A 22,785-nucleotide genomic window follows, 5' to 3' on the forward strand; every position below is an offset into this window, starting at 1 on the left:
CGTGAAACTCTATCGTAATAACGGAGATATGACGTTCAGCGAAGGAGAAGAATTGAAATGCAATGGCAAGCCGATTAGTGCTTTTGACGGAGGGCCTTGCGTTACGGATTGGGATGGGGATGGTATTTTGGATTTGATCCTGGGTGACGACTTAGGGAACGTCATCTTTTATAAAGGAACTGCGAAGGATTCTCTCGATTTGACGATGGATGAGAATGCATACATTCTTCCCAAAGAAAACTCCAAAGACGCATGGAAAATGCGAAAACTCGATTCCAAATCTAAATATGGTTTTTCGCCGGCGAAGCCCGGAGCACGAGTGAAACCATTCACTGCAGATTGGAACGGAGATGGAAAACTCGATTTGCTGGTAGGAGATTTCTTCAACCTCGAAAGACCTGCACCCAAACTTACCGAAAAACAGAAAAAGGAACTGAGTGCACTCGAGGATAAGCAAAGAGCCATCGTGAAAAAACAGCAAGTTTGTTATGAGCGTATTGGAAAACAGGCACTACGAGTCATAGGTAAAAATAAAATAGAGGAACTTTCCCAAGAAGAGATGCAAAAATACGTCGACACATTCAGGAAAATAGGGGAGCAAGACAAAGAGTATCTGCAATTGAATCAAGAGTATTATAAACTCCATCAAGCAATCGAAAAACTCCGCCCCACTCCTGAGTTAACAGGAGTCGTTTGGGTTTATTTGAGAAAGTAATTTTCACAACGTGCCTGGAATCGAAGTCCGCAGTATCGTCAAGGACTTCCCTGCTGTTCGCGCTCTGGACGACGTAAGCGTACGTTTCGCCCAGGGAGAAGTTCATGGAATAATCGGGGAAAACGGGGCGGGGAAAAGCACGCTGATGCGAATCTTGGGGGGGCTCGAAAGTCCGACCTCCGGCGAAATCTACATAGAAAGTAATGGGAAAACCCAGCGGGTCGAATTTCGAAACGTGCGCGATTCGCTGCGCCATGGCATAGCCATGATTCACCAAGAACTCAATTTAGTTGACGATTTAACGATTGCAGAAAACGTATTTTTAGGAACCGAGCCGACAAAAGGGGGAATCCTACAACGCGCTCGAATGCACGACGCAACGAAACATTTGCTCGACCGTATCGGAGCGAATTTCGAACCGTATATCGAGGTCGGCAAACTATCCATTGCAGAAAAACAACTCGTCGAAATCGCAAAAGCCCTTACCTACGACGCTTCTACGCTGATTATGGATGAACCGACATCGGTTCTCAGCGAACGCGAAACGAAGAATCTTTTTTCGCTTATCAAAAACCTGAAAAGTCGCGGCGTGAGCGTGATCTACATTTCTCATCGTCTCGCGGAAGTGGAAGAAATTTGCGATAGAATCACCGTTCTGCGCGACGGCAAACACATTCGTACATTTCCAAAAGGGGAATTGACACAGACCGAAATGGCAAATCTCATGGTGGGGCGCCCTTTGAGCGACATGTTTCCCACAAAAGTCCCGTTCGAGAAAACCCGTCCCGCTCTATCCGTTCGCGCTCTTTTGGGAGAGGGTATGCGAGAACCTGTCGACTTCGAAATCTTTCCGGGTGAGATTCTCGGATTGGCAGGTCTAATCGGTGCAGGGCGAACGGAACTCGCAGAAACGATTTTCGGAATCCGCTGCATTCTTTCTGGAGAAATCTCTCGTCATGAGGCAAGATGCGCCATTCGCACCGCTAAAGACGCCATGCAAAACAAAATCGCATACGTTTCGGAGGATCGAAAAGAAAAGGGATTGATCTTGAATATGGACGTTGTCGAAAACATCACCCTCGCCAATCTTTCCGCTTACGCAAAGCCTATCCTACGTTTCTCCGAAGAAAGAAAAGCAGCAAAAGAATGGACTGAGAAACTCGACATACGAGTTCCGAATTTACATGCTCCTGTGCTTTACTTGAGCGGGGGGAATCAACAAAAAACCTCTTTAGCGAAATGGTTAGACACGAAACCCGAAGTCCTCATTTTAGACGAGCCGACGCGCGGTGTGGATATCGGGGCGAAAAGAGAAATTTATGAAATCATCCATCGCCTTGCCTCCGAAGGAATGGCTTGCATTCTGATTTCCTCTGAAATGCAGGAATTGATTGGTTTATGTCATCGTGTACTCGTGATGAGGGGGGGAAGAATCGTGAAAGAACTTCGTGGGGATGATATCTCGGAATCGGCGATAATGACGGCAGCGGTGGGGATTGAGGCATAAGTGAGAAGACAACTACTCGCCATGGAGAAAACCGAAGTAAAATCTCAGATAACCTAAAACATTCGCTATGAAAATTCTCGGCACGTTTCTTCAGCGATACGGAGTCCTTGCGGCGTTCCTTCTTCTTTTTGCATGGAATGCGTTTAGAGACCCTGGAGTTTTCCTACAACCGGAGAATCTTCGCAACCTCGTCAACCAAAACGTCGGCGTCGGAATCATCGCAATCGGAATGACACTCGTGATTATTACGGGGGGGATCGACCTTTCCGTCGGAAGCATGTTAGCGCTCGCTGCCGCGCTCGGAATCACCGCACTCAATAAAACGATATCTTTAGGATACGGAGAAAGCGTTGCGTGTGCGATTGCGGCAGTCGTTTCCATCGCTTCGGGTACGTTGATGGGGGCATTCAATGGGTTATTGGTCGCGTACGGGCGCATTGCTCCTTTCGTAGCGACCCTCGCAGGTTTTGCGGCATATCGCTCGCTGTGTCTTGCGCTCGCCGATGGAGGAGAAATTCGTTCTCAAAGCACAGAACTTTTTCCGTCTTTGGTGCGCGGAGGGATTCCCTTGCCGCTCGTAAATGTCAGCGGGGGGGAGCCATTGATGATTACGTGGGGCATCATTCTTTTCCTATTAGCCGCATTGTTGGCCGGATTCATATTGAACTATTTGCCGTACGGACGTCATGCGATTGCGACGGGTAGTAACGAGCGCGCAGCAATTTACAGCGCCATCAACATCGCAAGCACACGATGGATTGCCTATACCCTTTTAGGATTCCTCACCGGCATTGCTGCATTCACGCAAGCGAGTCGCATGAATTCCGTCGCTTCCGGTTCTCTCGGAAATCTTTATGAACTGGATGCGATTGCCGCCGTAGTCATCGGCGGCACGAGTTTGCGGGGGGGCAAAGGTCGAATTTGGGGAACCGTCGTCGGGGTTCTTCTTTTGGGCATCATCACGAATATGCTCGTAGTCGCCAACGTTTCTGTGCATTGGCAAGGCGTCGTAAAAGGCTCGGTCATCCTCGCTGCCGTACTTTTACAAAGAGAGCAGAAAGACTAACCTCCCGAGCGAGGTCAAACTTGGGCTAAGATATAGATTCTAAAAGGAGGTTTTTTGCATGCACTCACGATTCATGAATGGCATTATCATGTCCTTGCTCGCTGCGCTTTTCTTCGCGGGGTGTGGGAAGCCAGCGGGTTCGCCCCCGACTGGCTCGAGCGGCATTGCTCGAAATCTGAAAATCGGCATTTCCGTTCCCGCAGCGGACCACGGATGGACTGCTGGTGTGATTTGGTGGGCGAAGGAGGCGATGAAACTTTATCCCGACGTCGAATGGACGCTCGCTACTGCCGAAAACCCAGACAAGCAAATCAAAGACCTCGAAACGATGATGACGCAAGGGTTGGACGCGATTGTCGTTCTTGCGACCGAAAGCGCACCCATCACTCCTGTGGCTGAGGAAATAAAAAAACGAGGAATCCTGCTCGTCAATGTAGACCGCGGTTTTACTAAACCCGTTGCAGACCTTTTCATCGAAGGCGATAACAAAGCGTTCGGACGGAAATCTGCAGAATTCATCGTGAACAAACTCAACGGCAAAGGAAAGATCGTGATATTGGAGGGCATTCCGAGCACAGTGAATACCGACCGCGTAGAGGCGGCGATGGAAGTTTTCAAAAGACACCCTGGAATCGAAATCTTAGATCGACAAACAGGGATGTGGAATCGTCAAAAAGCGCTCGACGTGATGCAAACGATTTTGCTCAAGCATCCGAAGATCGATGCCGTCTGGGCAGCGGACGACGATATGGCTTTAGGTGCGGAGCAAGCGATCAAAGAGGCTGGACGCGAAAAAGAGATGTGGATTTTAGGGGGGGCAGGAATGAAGGACATCGTGAAGCGCGTGATGGAAAGCGATCCGCTTTATCCCGCCGACATCACCTATCCGCCTTCCATGATTGCTGTCGGAGTTCATGAAGCAGTTTCGATTCTGCGCGATGGCAACCGCGAAAAAATTCTCCAATTCATGCCGAAGCACATTTTGATCGACGTGGAACTGATTACGCCGGAGAACGCGAAAGATTATTATTTTCCCGATTCGGTGTTTTGAGATTACCGGAAGTAATTATTATCGCTTTCACAACTTCTTAATTCGAATACTCCGAAACCAGACTTTATACCCATGGTCCTGGAAGACAATCCGACCTTTTGGTTTCCTCCCGAATTCCGGTAACGAGGCGAATTTGCTCTTCGATACTCGAGCCTTCCAATCCTCCGAGCCGATTTCGTACTCTACGATTTTTACGCCGTTCATCCAATGCTCAACTCGGTTGCCATTCGCAATAATCCGAACGTAGTTCCATTCGCCTGCCGGTTTCACGACCTTCTTCGTAGGAGCGTAAAGAGCATATGCCGCACCAGCGGAAGTTTCCGGAGTCTTGCCATTCGGGTGACGCTCGTCATCGAGAATTTGGAATTCAGGACCCGTTTCGGCAGCCCCCCCATGATCCTCGGTGGCACGGTAAAAGATTCCGCTATTGCCCCCTGGCTCGATTTTCCATTCTAAACGCAATTCGAAGTTGTCGAACTCCTCGAGCGTACATAAATCCCCCCCGTCTTCACCGGGTACGAGCGCCAGAGCGCCATCACGAACTCCCCATGCTTTCGGTACCGTCGCGCGTTTCCATCCTCTCCAACCCCTCGTCGTTTTCCCGTCGAAAAGCAACCTATAACCTTCGCTCTTTTCCCTTTGCGTCAAAGTGTTCGGAGGGGTTTCTTCTCTAACGCCATATTGATAGGCGTAATCCGTTGTCATGTTCGAAGAAAAAACAAGAGCAATGAATGTCAATCCACACATAATCGAAACCTCCTTTTATTCGGTAATCAGCATATCACACCCTGTGGATAGGCAGTTTCCATGGCTTTCGATATTCTCGCTGATACGCCAGTGTGTTCTTTCCGGCATTTCCCACAATGTCCATTTTTTTCTTATTCCAAAGCACCGTCTCTCCAGATAGGAGCGAAGCGTTGATGAGATGGCAAACAATGGTCGTTTGTGCGAGAGATTCCAAATCGGCGCGCGGTTTTTCGCGCGTTTTGATGCAATCCAACCAATTGCGCCAATGGTCGTTGGTCGGTGGAAATTGTTCTTTTGGTAATTCTTTTCCATCCGGGTCGAGTACGACCCAACCTCCGCGCCATAGACGCAATGTCCTGCCATCAGCGCTTACGAATTCGATTCCATGAAAAGGAATTCCGGGATGGTCGCGGCTCACCTTCCAGTGTAATACGAACTCCGGATTTTCGAATTTCAACAGGGCTTCCGTAGTATCCGGGGCTGTACGGTCGTCATCCGTTATCGCCCAAAGCCCCCCCAATGCGGTGATTTCTGTCGGCATAACCAAATCGTCGCTTTGGCTCATTCCCAAAAGAATGATATCGATCAAATGCACTCCCCAATCCGTGGTCATTCCTCCGCCATAATTCAAAAACCATCTCCAATTGAAGTGCAAATGATTCGGTTTATAAGGAATCAATTCCGCAGGACCTGTCCAAAAATCGTAATCGAGTTCTCTCGGGGGGGTGGTGGGCTGCTGTCTTCCCGCGCGAAACCCATCGGACATCCACGAACGACAGAGAATCACCTTCCCTAATTTCCCAGAACGAATGTAGGCGATAACGTCCGTAAAGTCTTGCACGCTTCGTTGCCAAGTACCGACTTGCACGATACGTTTGTATTTCCTCGTCGCAGCAACCATAGGGTTCGCTTCTACGATATTGAAAGAAATGGGTTTTTCGCAGTACGCGTCCTTCCCCGCTTCGCAAGCATAAATCAAATTCAATGCATGCCAGTGGTCCGGAGTGCCGATAATCACGGCGTCTATATCTTTTTGTTCGAGGAGTTTTCGAAAATCGCGATACACTGCAGGTTTTTTCCCGTATTTTCTTTGCACCTCCAAGAAATCTCCCGGAATGCGGTTTTCGTCCACATCGCAAAGTGCAACGACTTCGACTTCAGGGTACTGCATCAAAGTGCGCATATTCGCTCCACCCATACCTCCGCAGCCAATCAAACCTAAAAGGATTTTCTCGTTTGCAGAAACCTGCTTGGTGCGGTTAGAGGCTTCAGAAGGAACATCTAGCGCTCCGAGTGCGATTCCACTTGCCGCTAAGCCGATGCTTCGAACGAATTCCCTCCTGGTAATCCCACCAGCGTCTTCTTTCTTCATTCCTTACCTCCTTATAGCCACAGTAGATTTTTATGTATGTTAACCTAAGAGAGCAGGCTGATGTCTTTTAAAGGATCGAGCCGTCGTGGCATCTTAGGAATAGTTAGCTCCTCGAGAAGGGTTGAGGCATCATTTCCTAAAAGGATGCAGTAGATTTTTTACGGAAGAATGTGGCTTATATATAACTAAAAAAGAGGGGCTAGGTACTAATGGCTAAGGTACTTGGAAGTGCATACTATCGTTCCGTTCCAAATCCCGGGACGAATCGCTATCTCCATCTCATCGTCATCGGCTACTTTTTGGAACTCTTTTTTCTGCTCTCGCTCGTTGGCATTGCGGCGGGTTCAGGTTACGGTATTTACTGGGTACTTACATCAGGCACCGTTGGCGGTTATGTTCGTTACAAACTAGTGATTTTTTTCGCCACCGTGATTCTATCGGTGCTTCCGTGTCTTTTCGTATTTCGCCCGAGATATCGCCCCTTCGGTTTCGAAATCCAGAGAAATAGACATCCACGATTGTGGTCTCTCATCGACGAAGTTGCTCGAGGAATGCAAACGAAACCTCCCGACACGATTTTTCTAAATCACGAGGTGAACGCAGCGGTATTCGAAGTCGGCGGCATTTTCGGAATGAACAGAAAACGAATCATGATTATCGGACTCGGAGAATTGAGTGCCGTAAATATATCGGAGTTTCGTGCAACGATTGCTCACGAACTCGCTCATTATGCTGGAAAACATACCGCTTTGAACGGCTGGCTCATTCGAACATCGGAACGTATCGAATTGCTCGCCCAAGAAGAAACTCCATGGTTGCTTGCGTTGTTCGTAAATTTTTATTTGTTCGTTTTCATGCGATTCGTCGGCTCACTTAGGAGACGAGAAGAATTTTATGCCGATGAAATATCCGCACGCCTCGTAGGCAGAACCGCTGCGATGGAAAGTTTAAAAAAAGAATACATTTATGGTTATCTTCAAGAGCATTTCTACGATAAGGGGGGGATGAACGCAATTCACGATGGAATAAACTATTTCGCCGCGCTCAGGCAATACGCAAAAAGCGCTTATAACCAAGACCAATTTCCGAATATCGAGAAGAAAATCGGAGCGATCTATCCGACGCCTTATGACCAGCACCCTACATATCCCGAACGCATCGCCTTCCTGAGGAGATTGCCCGATAAACCTCACAACACCGATACGCGTCTCGCCCGCGAACTATTGGATAACCCCGACGAAGTGGAAAACGGTTTGACGAAATGGATGAAAGTGCTGATCGATTTGACTCCGACTGTTCCGCGGGATTAAAAGTATCTTTACAAAAAAATCCAAAGGCAATATTTCTTACGAGAAATTACCTTTATGTTATTTGAAAGAAGTAGTCGAAGACATCAGGTGCAGTTGAGGCATCTTTAAAAAACATAAAAAAATCCCTCGATTTTCGAGGGATAATCTTGCTTTATCGGAGGCAAGGGGTTTTATAGGTGATTAATCGTGAACGTTATTTCCGCTCGCATTCCGTCACCTGAACCTTTCACGGTTAACGGTTCACCACGATATCCGTTCACGTCGCCAGTGATGCGTCCGTTCACGGTGTTATAAACGAGCGTCAATTCACGTTCGCCCCGTAGAGGGTTGATGTCACACCAGTCATCGCGTCCTGAACTACCTGTATCGAAGTCAAACAATCTAATCCGTATGGTTGTAGTATCACCCCATACGATGTTCGTAATTCTCCAACCAGGTCTCAGAACGTCTTGACCGTGCCAAACACTCGTTCTGGTCCATTGTCCGTCTATCAGCACCTCAGCGTAGAAATCCGCTCGGTCTGCTTTGAGGAAATCCTTATCGAGGTTGTCGATTTGTGCAACCTGCATAACGGACACGGTTACGATGTTGGGCTGTGCCTTAGTCCCACCTATAATCGGGAGCGCTAAAGCAAAAGCACAAACTGCTAACATTGTCAGTTTTTTCATTTTTACCTCCTTATCTTCACCTTGAATTTTCGCGTTTTACGCTGTTCCACATGTTTCATGTTCGAACTCGATTCAAGGATGTTTTCGGAGCATCTCTTTACGAGATGTTCTACTTAACGACTGAAAAGGAAGATCTATTCGTGTTTAATGAAAGAAATATGCGGTGAGTAGTACCATAGTAGTATGTCGATAATCGTCTGTGATAGGAGCCCAATAAAACTTTTAGGAAAAATCCCTACATAACCTTCGTTTCGTTCCGTTTATTTATTCGGGCATTCTACAATCCAGTTCTTAATTAGTTTATTATTACACCAAGCCCCCCCGCCACGGATTTTCGCCGCTGTCGTTTCCCAAGTGACTGTCTCTTGCGTTGCCGTGTTCGGTTTATTCTGGTCAGGATCGTGTGCAAAAACGAGCGTATAATCTCCGTTACATAATTTCGCCATACCTACAACGGAAACCGTGTGCGTCCCGGTGTCCATTTCTACGTCTTGGTCTGCGAACTGTTCATACACCTTGTCAATCTCTCGCGGTTTGTATTTCGTAGTTTTTACAGGAAGTCCTTTCGCTTTCATATAAGCGTCTTTTGTATCTGGCCATTTGTTCGAATCACAACCCCCCTTCGTCCAGCCCGTAGCGGTTTTCATCTTCTCCGTGGTGATATCTTCTGCTTTCATCCCCAGATTATGCTTCGTGTTCAACCATTGAAGACTGTTCGATACCGCCGTCGGAACGCATTCGTTCGCACCTGCTTCCTGGTTGGGAAAGTTCGCATGTGTCTTGAGTTCATCGCAAACCAAAAAGCCACGCACAGGCTCAGGGGGGGCGAACGGAAGGAATCCGTGCAATCCTCCGCTCCACATATTTTGGTTGAGGTCTTGTACGTTCGCTGGCTCGTTTCCTGGGGGAAGATAGTCCAATGGATAAGGCGTAATGCTGAAGTTGTATTCCATATAATTCACGTCCGTTCCCCATGGAAAGGGCAATGCATAACTTATGTTTACGGATTGCAAAAACCCTGCTCCCTCGACACTCAAAAGCGGAATGTTCATAACCTGCCATGCCCCGTTGACGTTGAGATTGAAATACAGCGGAAATGACTCGCCAACATAGGTGATTTTCACCGTGCCCCAATTCGAGTTGGGTTTGTAGACGTTATCGTAAAAGAGGTTGATTTGGTAGAACTCAAGTTGTGCTCCGCGCTGCGAAAACCAACTTGTTTCGACTGGCGGAATGAAAACCACTACTAACAAAGCGCTTAGTATTCGAAAAACCATTCTATTTCTCCTGAAAGCGGAATGCCTGTGCGTGCTGTAATACTGTTCGTGCTGTTGCGTGCTGTGCGGTCAGCTTCAGTATAACATGGAAGATGTTCAAGCGAGGAACTGAGAGTTTTTTTCCTATCAAGTTGGTGGGCGGTACTGGATTTGAACCAGTGACCCCTACAGTGTCATTGTAGTGCTCTACCCCTGAGCTAACCGCCCTTTCGAGGCAATTCATTCTACCTTGCCTTGAGTTTAGGATAGGTACAATTTTGAAATTCCTACGGAGTCTATCAAGGCTTGGACACGCTCGAACTTCAAAATAAAATTCCTATCCCTACGCTCCAACGTCTTGCAACTCTCTATAAAGTTTTGCGAGAAGCGGAAGCAAAGGGAGAAACTTTTTTAGACAGCCTGGAACTGGAAACACGGACAGGCACATCCGCTGCGCAAATCCGCAAAGACCTCAGCCTGGTCAAATTGACGGGCAAGCCAGGAGTAGGATACGAGGTAGAGCCTCTACGTCGACAAATTGCGCGTTTTCTGAAAATTGACCGAACGTTACCATTCGCACTCGTCGGAGTAGGAAACCTCGGCCAAGCATTAGCCTCTTATCCAGGTTTCGGAGAGTACAACTTTCGGCTCGCCGCTGTTTTCGATAACGACCCTCAAAAGATAGGAAAGACGATCAATGGGTTCGTCATCGAGGATGCAAACGCATTGCCACGACGCTTGCGTGAATTGAAGATTCGAGTCGTAGCGATAACCGTTCCAGCCCCTGCTGCGCAAGGTGTGGTTGAGGCAGCAATTCGCGGTGGGGCTCGTTGGATCTTGAATTTCACTCCCACACACCTAAAAGTTCCGGAAGACTGCTTCGTTCGGGACGTATCCTTCACACACGAATTCGCGATACTGGCGTATTTTATCAATAGAGAAAAATGAAAAACGAAGATTCCCGAGTAAAAGTAAAAGAATGCGATTTTTTAGTTATCGGTAGCGGGATAGCGGGTTTGACGTTCGCCCTGCGTACGTCGGATCATGCAAAGGTCCTCGTCGTTACAAAGGGCAAACTCTCCGATGCGAACACGAGTTGGGCTCAAGGGGGGGTTGCTGCTGCGGTGGGAGAGGACGATTCTTGGCGATTGCACGAAGAGGACACCTTGCGCGCAGGCGCAGGACTTTGCGATCCTGTTGCTGTGCGCTTTTTGGTGCAGAATGCGCGGCCTGTTTTGGAATGGCTCATCAGCATCGGCGCGCAATTCGATTTCACGGATAACCACGGACTTCCCCATCTCGCTCTCGCACGAGAGGGGGGGCACAGTCGTAGCAGGATCGTTCACCACGCGGACCAATCCGGTGCTGAAATTCAACGCGCGCTCACTGAAGCCGTTAAGAAACAACCGGCAATCGAATTTTGGGAACATACTTTCTGCGAATCTTTAGGGATGAGGGATAATCGCTGTACAGGAGCCTTCGTCTACAAAAAAGACGAAGGAAGATACGAAATTCGCGCAAGAAGCGTATTGCTCGGTACAGGAAGTTGCTGTTGGGTTTACCGCTATACCACGAACCCCCCCATTGCAACGGGCGATGGCGTCGCCTTAGCTTCTTCCTCAGGAGCAGAGATACGAGATATGGAGTTCATCCAATTCCATCCGACCACCCTTTATCACCCACGAGGCAGAAATTTTCTCATTAGCGAAATCGTACGCGGTGCCGGCGCTGTCCTTCGCAATTCCGAAGGAAAACGCTTTATGTTAGATTACGACCCTCGCGCAGAACTCGCCCCGAGAGACATCGTCGCAAGAGCGATCTACACAGAAATGACGCGCACGAAACAGCCTTGCGTTTATTTAGACCTCACCCATCTCGATCCAAAACAAGTGCGAAAGATGTTCCCTGGTATTTGTGATCGTTTGGCGAAATACGGTTTCGATATTACGAAACAACTCATTCCGGTAATACCTGCCGCTCACTATCAATGCGGGGGGGTTCATACGGATTTGAACGGAAGAACGAACATCACGGATTTATACGCCTCGGGAGAGGTTGCGCATACGGGAGTGCATGGCGCCAATCGCTTGGCGAGCAACAGCCTTTTGGAAGCCCTCGTATTTTCCTTCGCGGCGGCGGAACACGCTCCTCGGCATGCAGGAAACATCGAGAGGGGGGAATTCGTAGAGCAAAATGTGCCCCCCGTTCCTCCAGATATGGTTCCCAGTTTGGTTAAAAGACTTCGAAATCTGATGTGGGAAAAAGCGGGCATCGTACGCTCGAATAAGGGACTCGAGGAAGCAGCGAATACGATTCATGAGATGATAGAAGCCGTTCGCACGAGACATCGTTCCGACAAAGATAAGACTTTCCTTAGAAAAGGCAGCGAGGCAGCGAACATGCTCGAGTGCGCAAGGCTCATCGTTCAAGCAGCGATTGCCCGAAAAGAGAACGTGGGCTTACACTACAACATCGATTTGGATACCTCCGCGAAAGCCGTGGTGCAAAAGGCGAGCACTCCCTAAAAATATATTTTCATAAAATTGCACACAACCTTTCTTATAGCAAGCAATCTTCCTTATAAACGAGAAATGAAATGAATGGTTTCCCCTTGTTTACACGGGAACGTTTTATGCTGCTACGGAAATAGCAACGATGAACGTAGAATTTCATTCGACCCCCTCCTTGAAAGTTCCCCCTCTTCGCTCCCCTCGAAGGGAACCGGATTTTTCGTAGATTACAGCAGGATTAAAAAGAGGGAAGCAAAAACGTAAAAAAGGTGTTCTCCTAAGAAAAAGCGGAAAGTTTTGGAATGAAAATACTATCCTTTGGCGAGGATAGATCCAAAAAAAATGTTTACCTCAAAAAAATGTTTACCTTACAGGTGCATTAATCAACTGAAAACCGAATTTCCCCGTATCGGTCGAATACGTTATTGCAACTTCACGCACGCCGATTCGATACCCTAATATCAATGTTTTATCTTCTAATTCGCTACCGAAATAGCGGTCGAATGTCAACGATGTCCCTATACGCCACTTTTTATTGAGAAAATACGAACCGTCGAAAAACAATGTATGACTATCTACGTCCAAACTCTTTACCCCATATGCACTAAAGGACAAAGGTCCGAAACGCTCGGTCACTTGCGCAGTAAGGCGATGTCTGCCGGTGAGTGTTTCCGTAAAAGCGTCGTGCACATAATCGTACGCCATCGTAAGAGAACCACTATTTCCGAATTTCGACACGACCCCGAGATTCCCCACCACTCCGAATCCATCTCCACGCCCTTCACCCCATAAATGAGAAAGCGTGAGAGAGCCGTTCAATATAAGATTCGAACTCAATTTTTGCGGAAGCAAGACAAGGCGACTCCGCATTCCCGCCCCTTCTTGATGCGATTCCTTATCCTCCAATCGCGCGAAGCCAGAGACCGCGGTTAATCCTAATGAAAACGTCGCTGGCAAACGCCCTATTCTTTCGGGATCTGTATCCATATTCAATTCTGCACGGCGACTTTCTGCATCGAAACCGTCGAAGGATTTCGAACTCGTTGCCGAAACATTGACGCTAAAACCATCGAATGGGCGAGCCGCCGTAACACTGCCGAAAACCGAGTCGAAACTCGGAAACTCGAGAACTGCGTTTACGGAAGTGTCGTCGCTGAAATGATGAGAGTGCTGCCATATCAATCCCATGTCCTTTCTTCCTACCCCCCCCAATGTGCATGAGCCTTCGTATTCTTGCCCTTGATAGGAATTCTCCCAATCGAGAAATACCCCCCCGCTCGCCGCATATCCCCTGCCATAAATCGAGCCACTGCGGAGACGCAGTACACTCATAAAACTCGGAGTCAAGGAAACGAAGTACGGGTAATTCAATACGATGCTGTTGTTGAAATAACTTACGATTTGCTCTCCGAGCGGATTACCTTGAGACACATTCGACAAACGAAGCGCATAGAGAGGCATGCTCAACACGCGCATATCCCCCACGTAAACCCGAGCGCGATGAAATTGCAGTTCTCTTTGAGGGAATGCGATGATGCGCTCCGCATGAATGCTGCTGCTCGCGCGCCCTACGTCTTGAAATTCGAACTCGTTCGGTGTCATCCCAGAACCTTCATCCAATCGAGAACCCATCAACTGAAAATAACCCGCTCTGCCTTCTTTTTGAGCAATCGCCGAACCGCGACGACGATAAAGCGAATATCTCAATCTTTTACAATTAATTTTTTCGCCCCCCACTGTGATTTCCGCATCCTTCGCAAGCACGACAAGCGTTTTTAAATCCAGTTGCAAATCCGCCGCGTCAATCGAAATATCTTTATATTTAACAAAAGCAGGTTTCTCTTTTCCCGCTGCGGAAACGATTTGCAGTTCGTTATGGTAAACGAGATATTCGGGACTCGATATTTCGATATACTGTCTCGTCGCCGAAAGAACCGAGCGGTCTTTCACGAACTCGATTTCCAAAGTTCCCACGGTTCCGACAGACGGCACGGTCGCTGTGATGCGGGCTATTCCCGGTGAGTTCGGAGCCACGAGAATCGCACGAGCGACACCATTGATTGTCGTCGTGTCCGCTTCACGAAATGTTCCTAAGTTCGTCGTGAAATGAACACTGCTGCCATCCGCGACGATGCGCCCCCCCGAATCCCTCGCCTCTGCGCTGATCGTAATCACGCTCTTCCCATCTGCAACGGAGAGATTCGGATACGCACTGAGACGAACCGAACCAGATGCCAAAATCACAAGAGGGAAAAATATCAGAAACAGCAAAAGAGACGAGCGCATTCGCTAACCTCCCGATTTTTCTTTCTTAGGTGTTACGATGGCTTCGATAATTTTCGGTGCGACCTCTTGAGCGAACTTACCGACGGCAGCGATGCCCGCCTCCGTTTCGTTTTCGCCATTGGTCGTTATCGTAGATGCAAGCGTTGTGACGAGTTTGTTCGTTTTCGTATTTATCACTTCCACGATAACGACCATCTCGGCAGATTTCGTGTTCGTTTGAAAAGCGAATCTATCCACGACTCCCGCGACGGTGAATTCCGCCCGCAATAAGCGCCCTAATTTCTGCGCTTTATATTCCCCCCCACTTTTTCCCGTAAAAGGCGGAATCAATATTCCTGTGGGAATCGAGCCTTCGTTGATTGCGCGTTTAACGGCAGGATGTGTGCGGGAAAAACGACTAATCCTCAATCTCTTGTCTTGAGATAAACCCTTTTCCAATGCGAGCGTAAGTTCGTTTTCTAACTTTAGCCCTTCCGGAGAACGAGCGTTATCTCCTAAACCGAAATCGAAAAGCAAAACTTCGATTGGTTTACTGCCGCGGGACGCCGCCGTAGGAGCTTGCAAACTCGCATTTACAATAGAAATCGCACAAAGAAAAACAACTGTCCAAAATTTCATGACAGACTCACTTTCCACTCCCGTTTACGGGAGAGAGCCAGAAGAAAGCCAATAAACTTCTTATTGCTGAACATTAATAAGAAACTCTCGCGTGCCTGGCTGATTCATTGTGAATGCATACGACCTACTCACGCGCATGTCGACTTGCTTGCCCGTTTGGGTATCTACGAATTTCAACCGAATATTCTTCGGAATTTCGTTGATCTCAGGCCAGGAAAGCGTGAAGACTCCGGAAGAATACGAAGTGAAACGAATCTTGTATGTTTGTTTGCTTTGTACTTTCCGTATATCCTGAATCCACGGAACGAGTTTTCCTTCTTCCTCGCGCATGAAACTGAACAAAACTTTCGTTCCTGGAGAGGCAGGTGGTTCGAGCACAGAGCGTTCGTTCGCATCTCCGACGGTGGGGGCAACGCCGAAATAGCGCTTACCGAGTTTCAAATTTTGACCTCGTGCTTGAATTCCTAAACGCCATTCCAATTGAGTCTGTGACCAATCTTCTGTCGCGTCGGCTATCGGTGAATCGTCTCCCGTACCGGCGGCAAGCCCTTGTCCACCGGGAAGTCCCGGAAGGTATATAGGTGGCCAGTACAGCGTGATAAGCGCAGTGGATTTCGCCTTCACCCAAAAACCTTGTCCTGCCGGAACGAGTTGCGAAGTATCCGAACTGAACTTATAAAAATTCCCTGTAAGCGGGTCTGGGTCGAAATAATAAATCGTCCCTGAAACGAAGCCTTTTTGCACGAGTTCTTTCCATGTCAAAACTTCTTGTTGATTCGTCGAACTGATTGCGTTGAGTTGGTTCAACTGAATCGGATAGAGATAGGGGTTTCCGATGAGATTCCACCCCCTGCGCAATACATAGGAAAAACCGCCAACGGGGTCATCGCCGAATGGTGTCGCGCCGTTTAGGGCTAAGCCAGGGTATTCGGAATCGGGCAGAACCCATTGTCCTCTTCCTCGCTCGATGGTGTTCGTTACTTCGTATTGTTGAAGCAGAGGATTCCAGTTATAAGCGATGACGTTTGCGGGGGCATATGTCGCTGAAAATGTATTGTTCGCAAGGCTGAATGGAACAGTTACGAGATTATAGGGGAACTTCAAATTCGTTTTCGGAGCAAGTCCGATGACGACTTGTCCTTCCACATCCTTTTGCCCCCCCGGAGTTGCGGAACAACTTATCTTGTATTTTAGAACTCCCGGTGTTGCACCGTCTGCTACCACCTGCCAAGAGACATTATCTACAGTTCCATGTTGTAATGTCGGAATAATTTTCGTTGCCGTTTCTCCAGCATCGAGAGATAATCCTGGTGGGAGTTGGATCGTCAAGGCTACGTTGGACATGTCAATTGTTTTGTCCACAAGATCATAAAGATTATCTACCCAAGCTACAATCGTAAATGGATTCGGATTTAACCCATTGAGTCCAGTGTTGTCGGTTGCAACGAGATATTGTGCCTCTGTGGCTAAAGCGTATCCCTCGGTCTCAGCAGCAGTCTGTTTTGCATTGATGTCTGTTCCACCCCAAGGCAGTTCGAAATAATAAACGATTTTTCTCGAGCCCCCCGGAACGACTGGTTTCGGGTCGAAGAAAATTGCGAAAGTTGTGGAATCCAACGAAAAGTCGTCGAATATCGTGCTGTCCCACAAGAAACCACCGTCGGTGCCGAGAATGTGGTTCCAATTTCCCACTTGAAATCTATCTACCTGTGTTTGGTCCAAATGTCCACTGTCCTTATCTAACAAAACCCGCAAGCCCGGATAAGGAAAAGCCTGACGGAAGAAGATCTCCGCTTTCTTGGGAAAGTTTATAGGATCTTGCTGTCGAATCCATTCTTTTTCGATTACGATAGGTCTTCCTGTCGGGAGCAAAACGTAAGCATTATTCGCCCAACCTGAGGACGCGGGCGATTGACTGAAATTGAGCATGCCCAGCCACATCTTTTGGGCAAGACCTATGTTCGTCGTTTCTGCATTTTGGTTAATCAAAGTCCATTCGAATCGAATCGCATTGGCGCGAGTTGCACATCGCAATTCCGCACGCACCCCCCCGTCTACGGTTTGCCAAGCAGTAAATTTCGTATACGATGCATTGACATAAGCAACGTCTAATCCGCCTTCACCCCATTTCGTGTCGGTAGCATTTCCTGTCGAATCTACAGCGCGAATCGTTACGAAACTCCAATCGTTTCCTGCACCCACAGGAAAGAAGCCGAGGCCAAGAGTTCCCATGGTATGAATGGAAATGTCATCGAGAGGCGTGACATCGCTCCCGATCGCTCCAGTTCGGATACCGATATATCCCGTCGCATCCTCTGCGTCATTTCCGGGGGGGATTCCACAGGGACTCTCGGGACCCCAAGTCACGGTGCCGCTCAAGCCTAGCATCACTTCGATAATGTTCGTCCCTATCGCCAACGAAAGGTAATCCGTTGAAATAGGTTCTGTATTCGTCGGGTCGAAACATACTTCCCAACCGAATTGAGCAGAAGCCTGAGTTGTCAAAACGACTATAGAACTTAGAAGGACTTTCGTTTTTAGTAGTGTATTTTTCATATTGTTTTCCTCCTATCGTACGACAGTTACAGGGGTCGTAACCCTTGCGCGTTCTCCCTCCGGTGTTTCCGCCAAAATTTGTACGATGTAAACGCCGGGGGGGACTGCAATACCGCGAGAATCACGACCGTTCCAAACCACAGTGGCAGTGCCGGCACTGCGAGAGCGCGATTCTAAATCGGCAATGTACTTTCCGTTCGTCGCCAAGATGCGCACTTGAACGTTCGCATCCGTCGTCAACGTGTATTGAATCGTGTAACTACTGCGTGCTCCTCCGGAAACTCTCGTCCCGCTGATGAGGAGTTTTCCAGGCGTTTCAGGTACAGCGGTTATCGTGAATTTCCTCGGAGTGAGTTTTTCATCAGCGCGGAATTGGAATGTCGTGCCATTGCGCACGATTTGGGTCTTTTCCGTCGCTTCATCATAAAGGGTCAAACGTATCCTTTGCGAAGAGGATGCGATTTCGTTCCATCGAAGAGTATACGTCGCGTTCGCACGGTGGGGGCGAACCACGAAAGTATAAGTTTGCTTGCTCTTCGAAAACTCTCGCAAATCTTGCGCTACGGCAGTCTTTCCGTCTTTTCCTAAGAAATACAGAACGACATCGTTAGGTCCAGGGGGGGGTTCGGCTACGACGTCTTGCGATTCGTCGAAATCCTTCGTCGCGCCGAAAAAGTTATTTTTATCTCGTGCACCCGGTGCTTCGACACTCAACTGCATTGCCCAACCGTCTCCGTGAATGATCGAGCCATCACCCTTCGGGCTGCTTTCGTTCGCCGGTGTCGGTGGAACTTGCAGCCAGCATTCTTTGTGAGCGCGCACCCAATGGGATTCGAAAGGAACCAATTGACCGTTCGCAGTTCCTCTCCACGTGTAATCCATATCGACGCCGGTCCCATCGCTCGTTAATTGCCAGCGGAAAATCTGAGGATTGATGATCTTCTTCGCTGCTGCTTCGTCAATCGTGTATACATTCTCACCGAACGTCGTCTCGATAACGATGAGGCAGTTGCCCCAATCCACGAAGTAATCGTATGGGTTTCCGAATTGATTCCAACCCGGATTCAATTTAATTCTATAGTGCAAAACATCGGGCTCAGGACCTTCCTCGACGGGCATAGAGGCGGTGAAATTCGTCGGAAGGAGTAACCACCAACCTACACCCCAAGGACCGTTTTGTGGTGTTTCTTGTGTCGTAGAGCCGGATTGATAGGTTTTGATGATTTCTGCGCTTGCAGGAGTGAACCCTGCATCTTGGGTGTTATCCCCCCCTGTGTAAAACGAGTACGTTCCTTGCGGATTCCCATTCGCATCCAGGCCGGTGAAAACCCATCGCGCCATATCGAAATCCACACCTAACGTCCCGAAAAGATCCTCAGGTAGATATCCTCCTGGCGGTGCGCCATCACCACCGATTCCATATGGGAGCGAAAACATAATCTTTCCCGTCGAAGGTTCGCTGAATGTCGTCCACTTATGGGAAACTACCGACAACTGCACTTCCCCTTCGACCGGGATCGCGTTCGTAGCATCGTCTACGCCTTCTACACGAATAATCCAACTGTTATCGTTATTTACGCCATCGTATAAACGCGTTGCCCCTTTCAAAATGAAAATGTTCGGGTCGCCTTCTGGGTCTGGGTCTATGGTGTAATCACCCGCATCTACGGTTTGCGAGAAACTACCATCTTGTGTTTCGATCGTAACGACAGGCGCATTCGCGCCGGATGTCTCCACACGAAACAGACGAAAAACAAAAGGCACTTTTTGATATTTGATCGTTGCGCCGTTTTCGGGAGTTATCGGTTTGATATAAGGAACTAAAAGCGCTGCAGCGGCAGCGACATCTATTTCGCCCCAACCCGTGTCGAGATTCGGTTTCGTATCTCCTGGAGCGACGACAGCCGTTTCTTTCAATACGTCCACGATATCCTCTCGCGCTATTCCTCCAGAAAATAGAAGTGCTGCCGCCCCCACCGCTTCAGGACACGAATAAGAAGTTCCACCACCAGCAACAGTTCCAGAACTGCCTCCGAAATACCCTAAGCAAAGAACGTCTGCCGTAAAATCGCCAGTAGGTGTAGCGATATCAACTTTGTGAATTCCGTCTTCGCTACCAGGACTCGAATAACTTGCAAATGTCCCCTTTGTGCCTCCATCGTAACGTGTTCCAGCGACGGACACTACGCTCTTGAAACTCGCAGGCCAACCGGCAGGGAAAGGACGGCTATTCCCTGATGAAGCGAAAGGAATCGTTCCTTGCGATGCGATGTGATTGAGCATTTGCTCGGAAATTGCATCGGGAAAACCAGCCCCATAACTCATGTTTTGCGCGAGAAGGGGGGGCAAGTCGGGGATTTCGTTGTAATCGATCACGAATTGATATGCATCGAAAATTAACTCGAACCAAAGGTTTCCGAAATCATCGCAAGCGACAATCGGTAGACACTTCACACCTTCCCACGTCACGCCTGCCATATCGAGAGCGTTATCCGTTCCAGCAACCATGACGCTCGCTGTCATCGTGCCGTGGGTGAAAAAGTCTAAAGCATCAGGAGGCAAAGGCGGACGAACCTCCGTGCCACCGGTGAAAGTGTTGTAGCCTGTAATGAAGCGGAGGTTTCCGAATTTATCGAGAAAATCGGGATGGTCTAAGTCATACCACGTGTCGATATCGGCGACGATTACACCATCGCGTCCTTTCGTGGTTTCCCATGCCCCCCCTGGATCCGGTAATCCAATTTGGAACAAGTTCCATTGCTTAGTCGTATCGTTTACGCTCGTTCCTAATTCAGGATCGTTGGGATTTTGATACAGTTCTACTTTGTGATTGAGATAAGCAGCCTTGACGAGAACGCTTTCGCGAATCGCATCGAGTTTTTCTTGGATGATTGCTTTCTCTTCTAACTCGGACAATTTGTCCGCATCCGGTAAATAAATAAGAAACATCCCCGGTGCACGCATCATACGTTTCAGAACCATCCCGTAACTCTGCGCAAAAGAGGAGGCTTGATCATAGGTCGTGGATTGATTCTTCAACCACACGATGATCTCACCCTTCTTGTACGGGTAGTCCGTGTCTAGTGCAAAAGCCGTTACACCGAAACTCGATGCACTAATTATTAGGCACGATATCCATTTCCAAAGTTTTCCTGTCATCGTCTCCACTCCTAATGAACAAGCATAACACTACATTGACAACGTCCGACTTTAGCGTCCCTTCTTGGGTGTCCCACCAGGTTTACGATCATCCGGTTTTCCTTTCGGAGGTCGCTTCCCACCAGGCTTGGGCGTCATCGGATTCTTTTGCGGACCTGGAGGTGGCGGGGGTTCTTCAACTCGTTCGAATTGCGCGACAACACCGGGTACGAAACGCTGGGCAATTACGTCTGGACGAGGACCAGGCACATCTCCAGCAACTCTCGCACCTACACGCCAATACAATTTCTTTACACCTGGAAACACGCCGCTAATGTCTATCGGTTCATCCGTACAAAGTTCCGTTCCTGGTGGCACCGCTGTCGTTTGCTTGAATGCGACCATCACTACCTGACTCGGATTATTGAAAGCAGGTGATGTCGAGATCTCTACAGCGTAATCTGTTGCTGATTCCACCGCTTGCCAACAAAATTCGGTTTCGTTGGGAACGTCTTGCGCTCCATCAGCCGGGAAAGTGGGAATTGTTCTTTCCAATGGCGTTGCGTTACCTTTTGCGTATTCGAAACCAGTTTGGAAATAACAATCCACGACATCACCTTCACCAGCACCAGGAACATCGAGTGAGGAAAGTTTATAAACCAATCGAATGCGATAAAGATAAGTAATTCCAGAAATGATTCCCGGAGCGCTGAATTCCGTACCACCCGGGTCCTCGATGCAAGCAGGACCACCTACGAATGCGTCGAGGTTTCGATAACTGCCAGTAAATCCAGTTCCTGTATTGAGAATCGTGGTTTCGTTCGCTTGCGCAACTAAAGCGGGGTCGGGAAAGATGCCATCCCCGTTCAAATCAATTCCGTCTAAATCGTGACGGAAGATTTGCCATTCCACCTTGTTGTTTACAGAGCCTGTAAAGATATTCGGAGTCCAACTACATCGAACCGCTGGCGCTCCCGATGCAGTCAAATCTGCTTCTGTAATAAATTCGCCGGGACCGAATTCCATATTCTCCTTCGCAACCAAAGTCGCGCCTAACCCAATAACGAGCAACCCAACCAGCGAATTCGTTACATCCATTCGTTTTACCGTTCGAACTTTCGGACCACGACTGGTGAGAACAACCGTATCGAGTTTGTCGTAAATTGGGCGAGCTTTATCGCCTGGAGCAACACCTTTCACGCTTCGAGAAACAGTCGCTTCACTTTGGTCAGGCGAAACGCTCGTAACTCGAATAACAGCAACCATCTCCTTTCCACGGGTAACTACCAACTCCATTCCTTGCTTAATTCCTTCACGACTACCCTTATTCAGTCTCAAGGCTTTGCCCGGTGTGGCGAGTACGTATGCATAGCCGATTTGTTGAGAAAGGACTCTTGAGACGACTTGCTGAGCAGCGTAATCTACAGCCTCTGCAAGAAGAGTATCGTCGCTAACGTCACCAGGTCGTTCTGAGGATTGCCCATAAACTGCAGCGCCATAAACCGCTAATCCAGAAGCGACATCGATACCGCGAACTTCCATAACGATGTCCGCAGACTTCCCGTTTCCTCCGGTGTTAATACGCGCTTGCGTTACCTCACCGACAAAAACGGTCTCGACTTGCAAGAACTGCCCTAATTTCAAAATGTCGAGGTGACGGGTTACGGGGGGTTGGAGTCCCAAATCTGTATAAGCACGCTCCACGGTTTCTCGCGGAACGACATTCGCCTTGTTGGTACCTGCCAATAACGTAGCAACGGCGTCTGCTGCAGTGCCACCAAGAGCGGGTCCGCCGATTCCCGACGTGTTGGCAAAATCAATAACAGCCCACTGAGGAAGGGTTGCCGTGATTTGCCCCCTGGACTCGGGAGTTATCATGAATACGAGCGCAAAACAACTGCTGAGTAGAAAAGCTCTAAAAGCGTTCTTCGGCAAAAGGGGAGATAAAGCCTTCACGATGTTTGTTTCCTCCTTGCTTCTTTTTT

General features: G+C 48.5%; 16 protein-coding genes and 1 tRNA gene. 7 read left to right on the forward strand and 10 right to left on the reverse strand.

Going from position 1 to position 22,785, the window contains the following annotated elements:
- Position 1: 1 nt before the first annotated feature.
- The 4 genes from VNK96_04625 (at position 2) to VNK96_04640 (ending at position 4,339) form a co-directional block, all read left to right on the forward strand.
- Complete coding sequence (locus tag VNK96_04625) at positions 2-715, forward strand: VCBS repeat-containing protein (GenBank protein HWP30998.1); 714 nt, start codon at positions 2-4, stop codon at positions 713-715.
- A gap of 10 nt (positions 716-725) precedes the next feature.
- A complete protein-coding gene (locus VNK96_04630; protein ID HWP30999.1) occupies positions 726-2,222 on the forward strand; it encodes a sugar ABC transporter ATP-binding protein in 1,497 nt (498 codons plus the stop codon).
- A 67-nt stretch (positions 2,223-2,289) separates the two neighbouring features.
- Entirely contained in the window at positions 2,290-3,288 is a 999-nt protein-coding gene (locus tag VNK96_04635; protein HWP31000.1) for an ABC transporter permease, read from the forward strand.
- A 58-nt stretch (positions 3,289-3,346) separates the two neighbouring features.
- Positions 3,347-4,339, forward strand: coding sequence for an ABC transporter substrate-binding protein (locus VNK96_04640; protein HWP31001.1), 993 nt, complete (start codon positions 3,347-3,349; stop codon positions 4,337-4,339).
- 27 nt (positions 4,340-4,366) lie between these two features.
- Here VNK96_04640 and VNK96_04645 read toward each other — a convergent pair whose 3' ends face one another.
- Together VNK96_04645 and VNK96_04650 are read right to left on the reverse strand one after the other, a co-directional pair.
- Entirely contained in the window at positions 4,367-5,086 is a 720-nt protein-coding gene (locus VNK96_04645) for a DUF1080 domain-containing protein (protein ID HWP31002.1), read from the reverse strand.
- 34 nt (positions 5,087-5,120) lie between these two features.
- Complete coding sequence (locus tag VNK96_04650; GenBank protein ID HWP31003.1) at positions 5,121-6,458, reverse strand: Gfo/Idh/MocA family oxidoreductase; 1,338 nt, start codon at positions 6,456-6,458, stop codon at positions 5,121-5,123.
- Positions 6,459-6,667: 209 nt separating this feature from the next.
- Between VNK96_04650 and VNK96_04655 the strand changes: the two genes are divergently transcribed.
- Complete coding sequence (locus VNK96_04655; protein HWP31004.1) at positions 6,668-7,768, forward strand: M48 family metalloprotease; 1,101 nt, start codon at positions 6,668-6,670, stop codon at positions 7,766-7,768.
- A 170-nt stretch (positions 7,769-7,938) separates the two neighbouring features.
- Here the strand turns inward: VNK96_04655 and VNK96_04660 are convergent, their stop codons facing one another.
- The 3 genes from VNK96_04660 to VNK96_04670 form a co-directional block, all read right to left on the reverse strand.
- Positions 7,939-8,436, reverse strand: a complete 498-nt coding sequence (locus tag VNK96_04660; GenBank protein HWP31005.1) for a hypothetical protein — start codon at positions 8,434-8,436, stop codon at positions 7,939-7,941.
- Positions 8,437-8,696: 260 nt separating this feature from the next.
- Entirely contained in the window at positions 8,697-9,713 is a 1,017-nt protein-coding gene (locus VNK96_04665; protein ID HWP31006.1) for a hypothetical protein, read from the reverse strand.
- Positions 9,714-9,845: 132 nt separating this feature from the next.
- Positions 9,846-9,920, reverse strand: a tRNA-Val gene (locus VNK96_04670).
- A 78-nt stretch (positions 9,921-9,998) separates the two neighbouring features.
- On the opposite strand from VNK96_04670, the gene VNK96_04675 reads away from it, so the two are divergent.
- Both VNK96_04675 and nadB read left to right on the forward strand, forming a co-directional pair.
- Positions 9,999-10,640, forward strand: coding sequence for a redox-sensing transcriptional repressor Rex (locus VNK96_04675; GenBank protein ID HWP31007.1), 642 nt, complete (start codon positions 9,999-10,001; stop codon positions 10,638-10,640).
- On the forward strand, positions 10,637-12,217 hold the full coding sequence (gene nadB / locus VNK96_04680; protein ID HWP31008.1) for an L-aspartate oxidase: 1,581 nt from the start codon (positions 10,637-10,639) through the stop codon (positions 12,215-12,217). Before VNK96_04675 ends, nadB begins: the two co-directional genes overlap by 4 nt.
- 348 nt (positions 12,218-12,565) lie before the next feature.
- On the opposite strand, the gene VNK96_04685 is transcribed toward nadB, so the two are convergent.
- The 5 genes from VNK96_04685 to VNK96_04705 are packed head-to-tail and all read right to left on the reverse strand — an operon-like array spanning position 12,566 to position 22,756.
- Entirely contained in the window at positions 12,566-14,488 is a 1,923-nt protein-coding gene (locus tag VNK96_04685) for an Ig-like domain-containing protein (protein ID HWP31009.1), read from the reverse strand.
- Positions 14,489-14,491: 3 nt separating this feature from the next.
- Positions 14,492-15,106 (reverse strand): hypothetical protein, encoded by a 615-nt coding sequence (locus tag VNK96_04690; GenBank protein HWP31010.1) that lies wholly within the window; start codon positions 15,104-15,106, stop codon positions 14,492-14,494.
- A gap of 60 nt (positions 15,107-15,166) precedes the next feature.
- Positions 15,167-17,662 carry a hypothetical protein gene (locus VNK96_04695; GenBank protein HWP31011.1) on the reverse strand — a complete coding sequence of 832 codons (2,496 nt, stop codon included), beginning with the start codon at positions 17,660-17,662 and terminating at the stop codon, positions 15,167-15,169.
- 12 nt (positions 17,663-17,674) lie between these two features.
- Positions 17,675-20,821, reverse strand: a complete 3,147-nt coding sequence (locus VNK96_04700) for a S8 family serine peptidase (protein HWP31012.1) — start codon at positions 20,819-20,821, stop codon at positions 17,675-17,677.
- 51 nt (positions 20,822-20,872) lie between these two features.
- On the reverse strand, positions 20,873-22,756 hold the full coding sequence (locus VNK96_04705; protein HWP31013.1) for a hypothetical protein: 1,884 nt from the start codon (positions 22,754-22,756) through the stop codon (positions 20,873-20,875).
- Between the last annotated feature and the right edge of the window lie 29 nt (positions 22,757-22,785).

This window comes from Fimbriimonadales bacterium, from assembly GCA_035559795.1.
Lineage (GTDB): Bacteria > Armatimonadota > Fimbriimonadia > Fimbriimonadales > ATM1 > DATMAR01.

Coding starts and splice junctions, on each gene's coding strand:
- VNK96_04645 (HWP31002.1), bottom strand. CDS start 5,086: ATGTGTGGATTGACATTCATTGCTCTTGTTTTTTCTTCGAACATGACA.
- VNK96_04640 (HWP31001.1), top strand. CDS start 3,347: ATGCACTCACGATTCATGAATGGCATTATCATGTCCTTGCTCGCTGCG.
- VNK96_04655 (HWP31004.1), top strand. CDS start 6,668: ATGGCTAAGGTACTTGGAAGTGCATACTATCGTTCCGTTCCAAATCCC.
- VNK96_04650 (HWP31003.1), bottom strand. CDS start 6,458: ATGAAGAAAGAAGACGCTGGTGGGATTACCAGGAGGGAATTCGTTCGA.
- VNK96_04665 (HWP31006.1), bottom strand. CDS start 9,713: ATGGTTTTTCGAATACTAAGCGCTTTGTTAGTAGTGGTTTTCATTCCG.
- VNK96_04660 (HWP31005.1), bottom strand. CDS start 8,436: ATGAAAAAACTGACAATGTTAGCAGTTTGTGCTTTTGCTTTAGCGCTC.
- VNK96_04690 (HWP31010.1), bottom strand. CDS start 15,106: ATGAAATTTTGGACAGTTGTTTTTCTTTGTGCGATTTCTATTGTAAAT.
- VNK96_04695 (HWP31011.1), bottom strand. CDS start 17,662: ATGAAAAATACACTACTAAAAACGAAAGTCCTTCTAAGTTCTATAGTC.
- nadB (HWP31008.1), top strand. CDS start 10,637: ATGAAAAACGAAGATTCCCGAGTAAAAGTAAAAGAATGCGATTTTTTA.
- VNK96_04635 (HWP31000.1), top strand. CDS start 2,290: ATGAAAATTCTCGGCACGTTTCTTCAGCGATACGGAGTCCTTGCGGCG.
- VNK96_04700 (HWP31012.1), bottom strand. CDS start 20,821: ATGACAGGAAAACTTTGGAAATGGATATCGTGCCTAATAATTAGTGCA.
- VNK96_04685 (HWP31009.1), bottom strand. CDS start 14,488: ATGCGCTCGTCTCTTTTGCTGTTTCTGATATTTTTCCCTCTTGTGATT.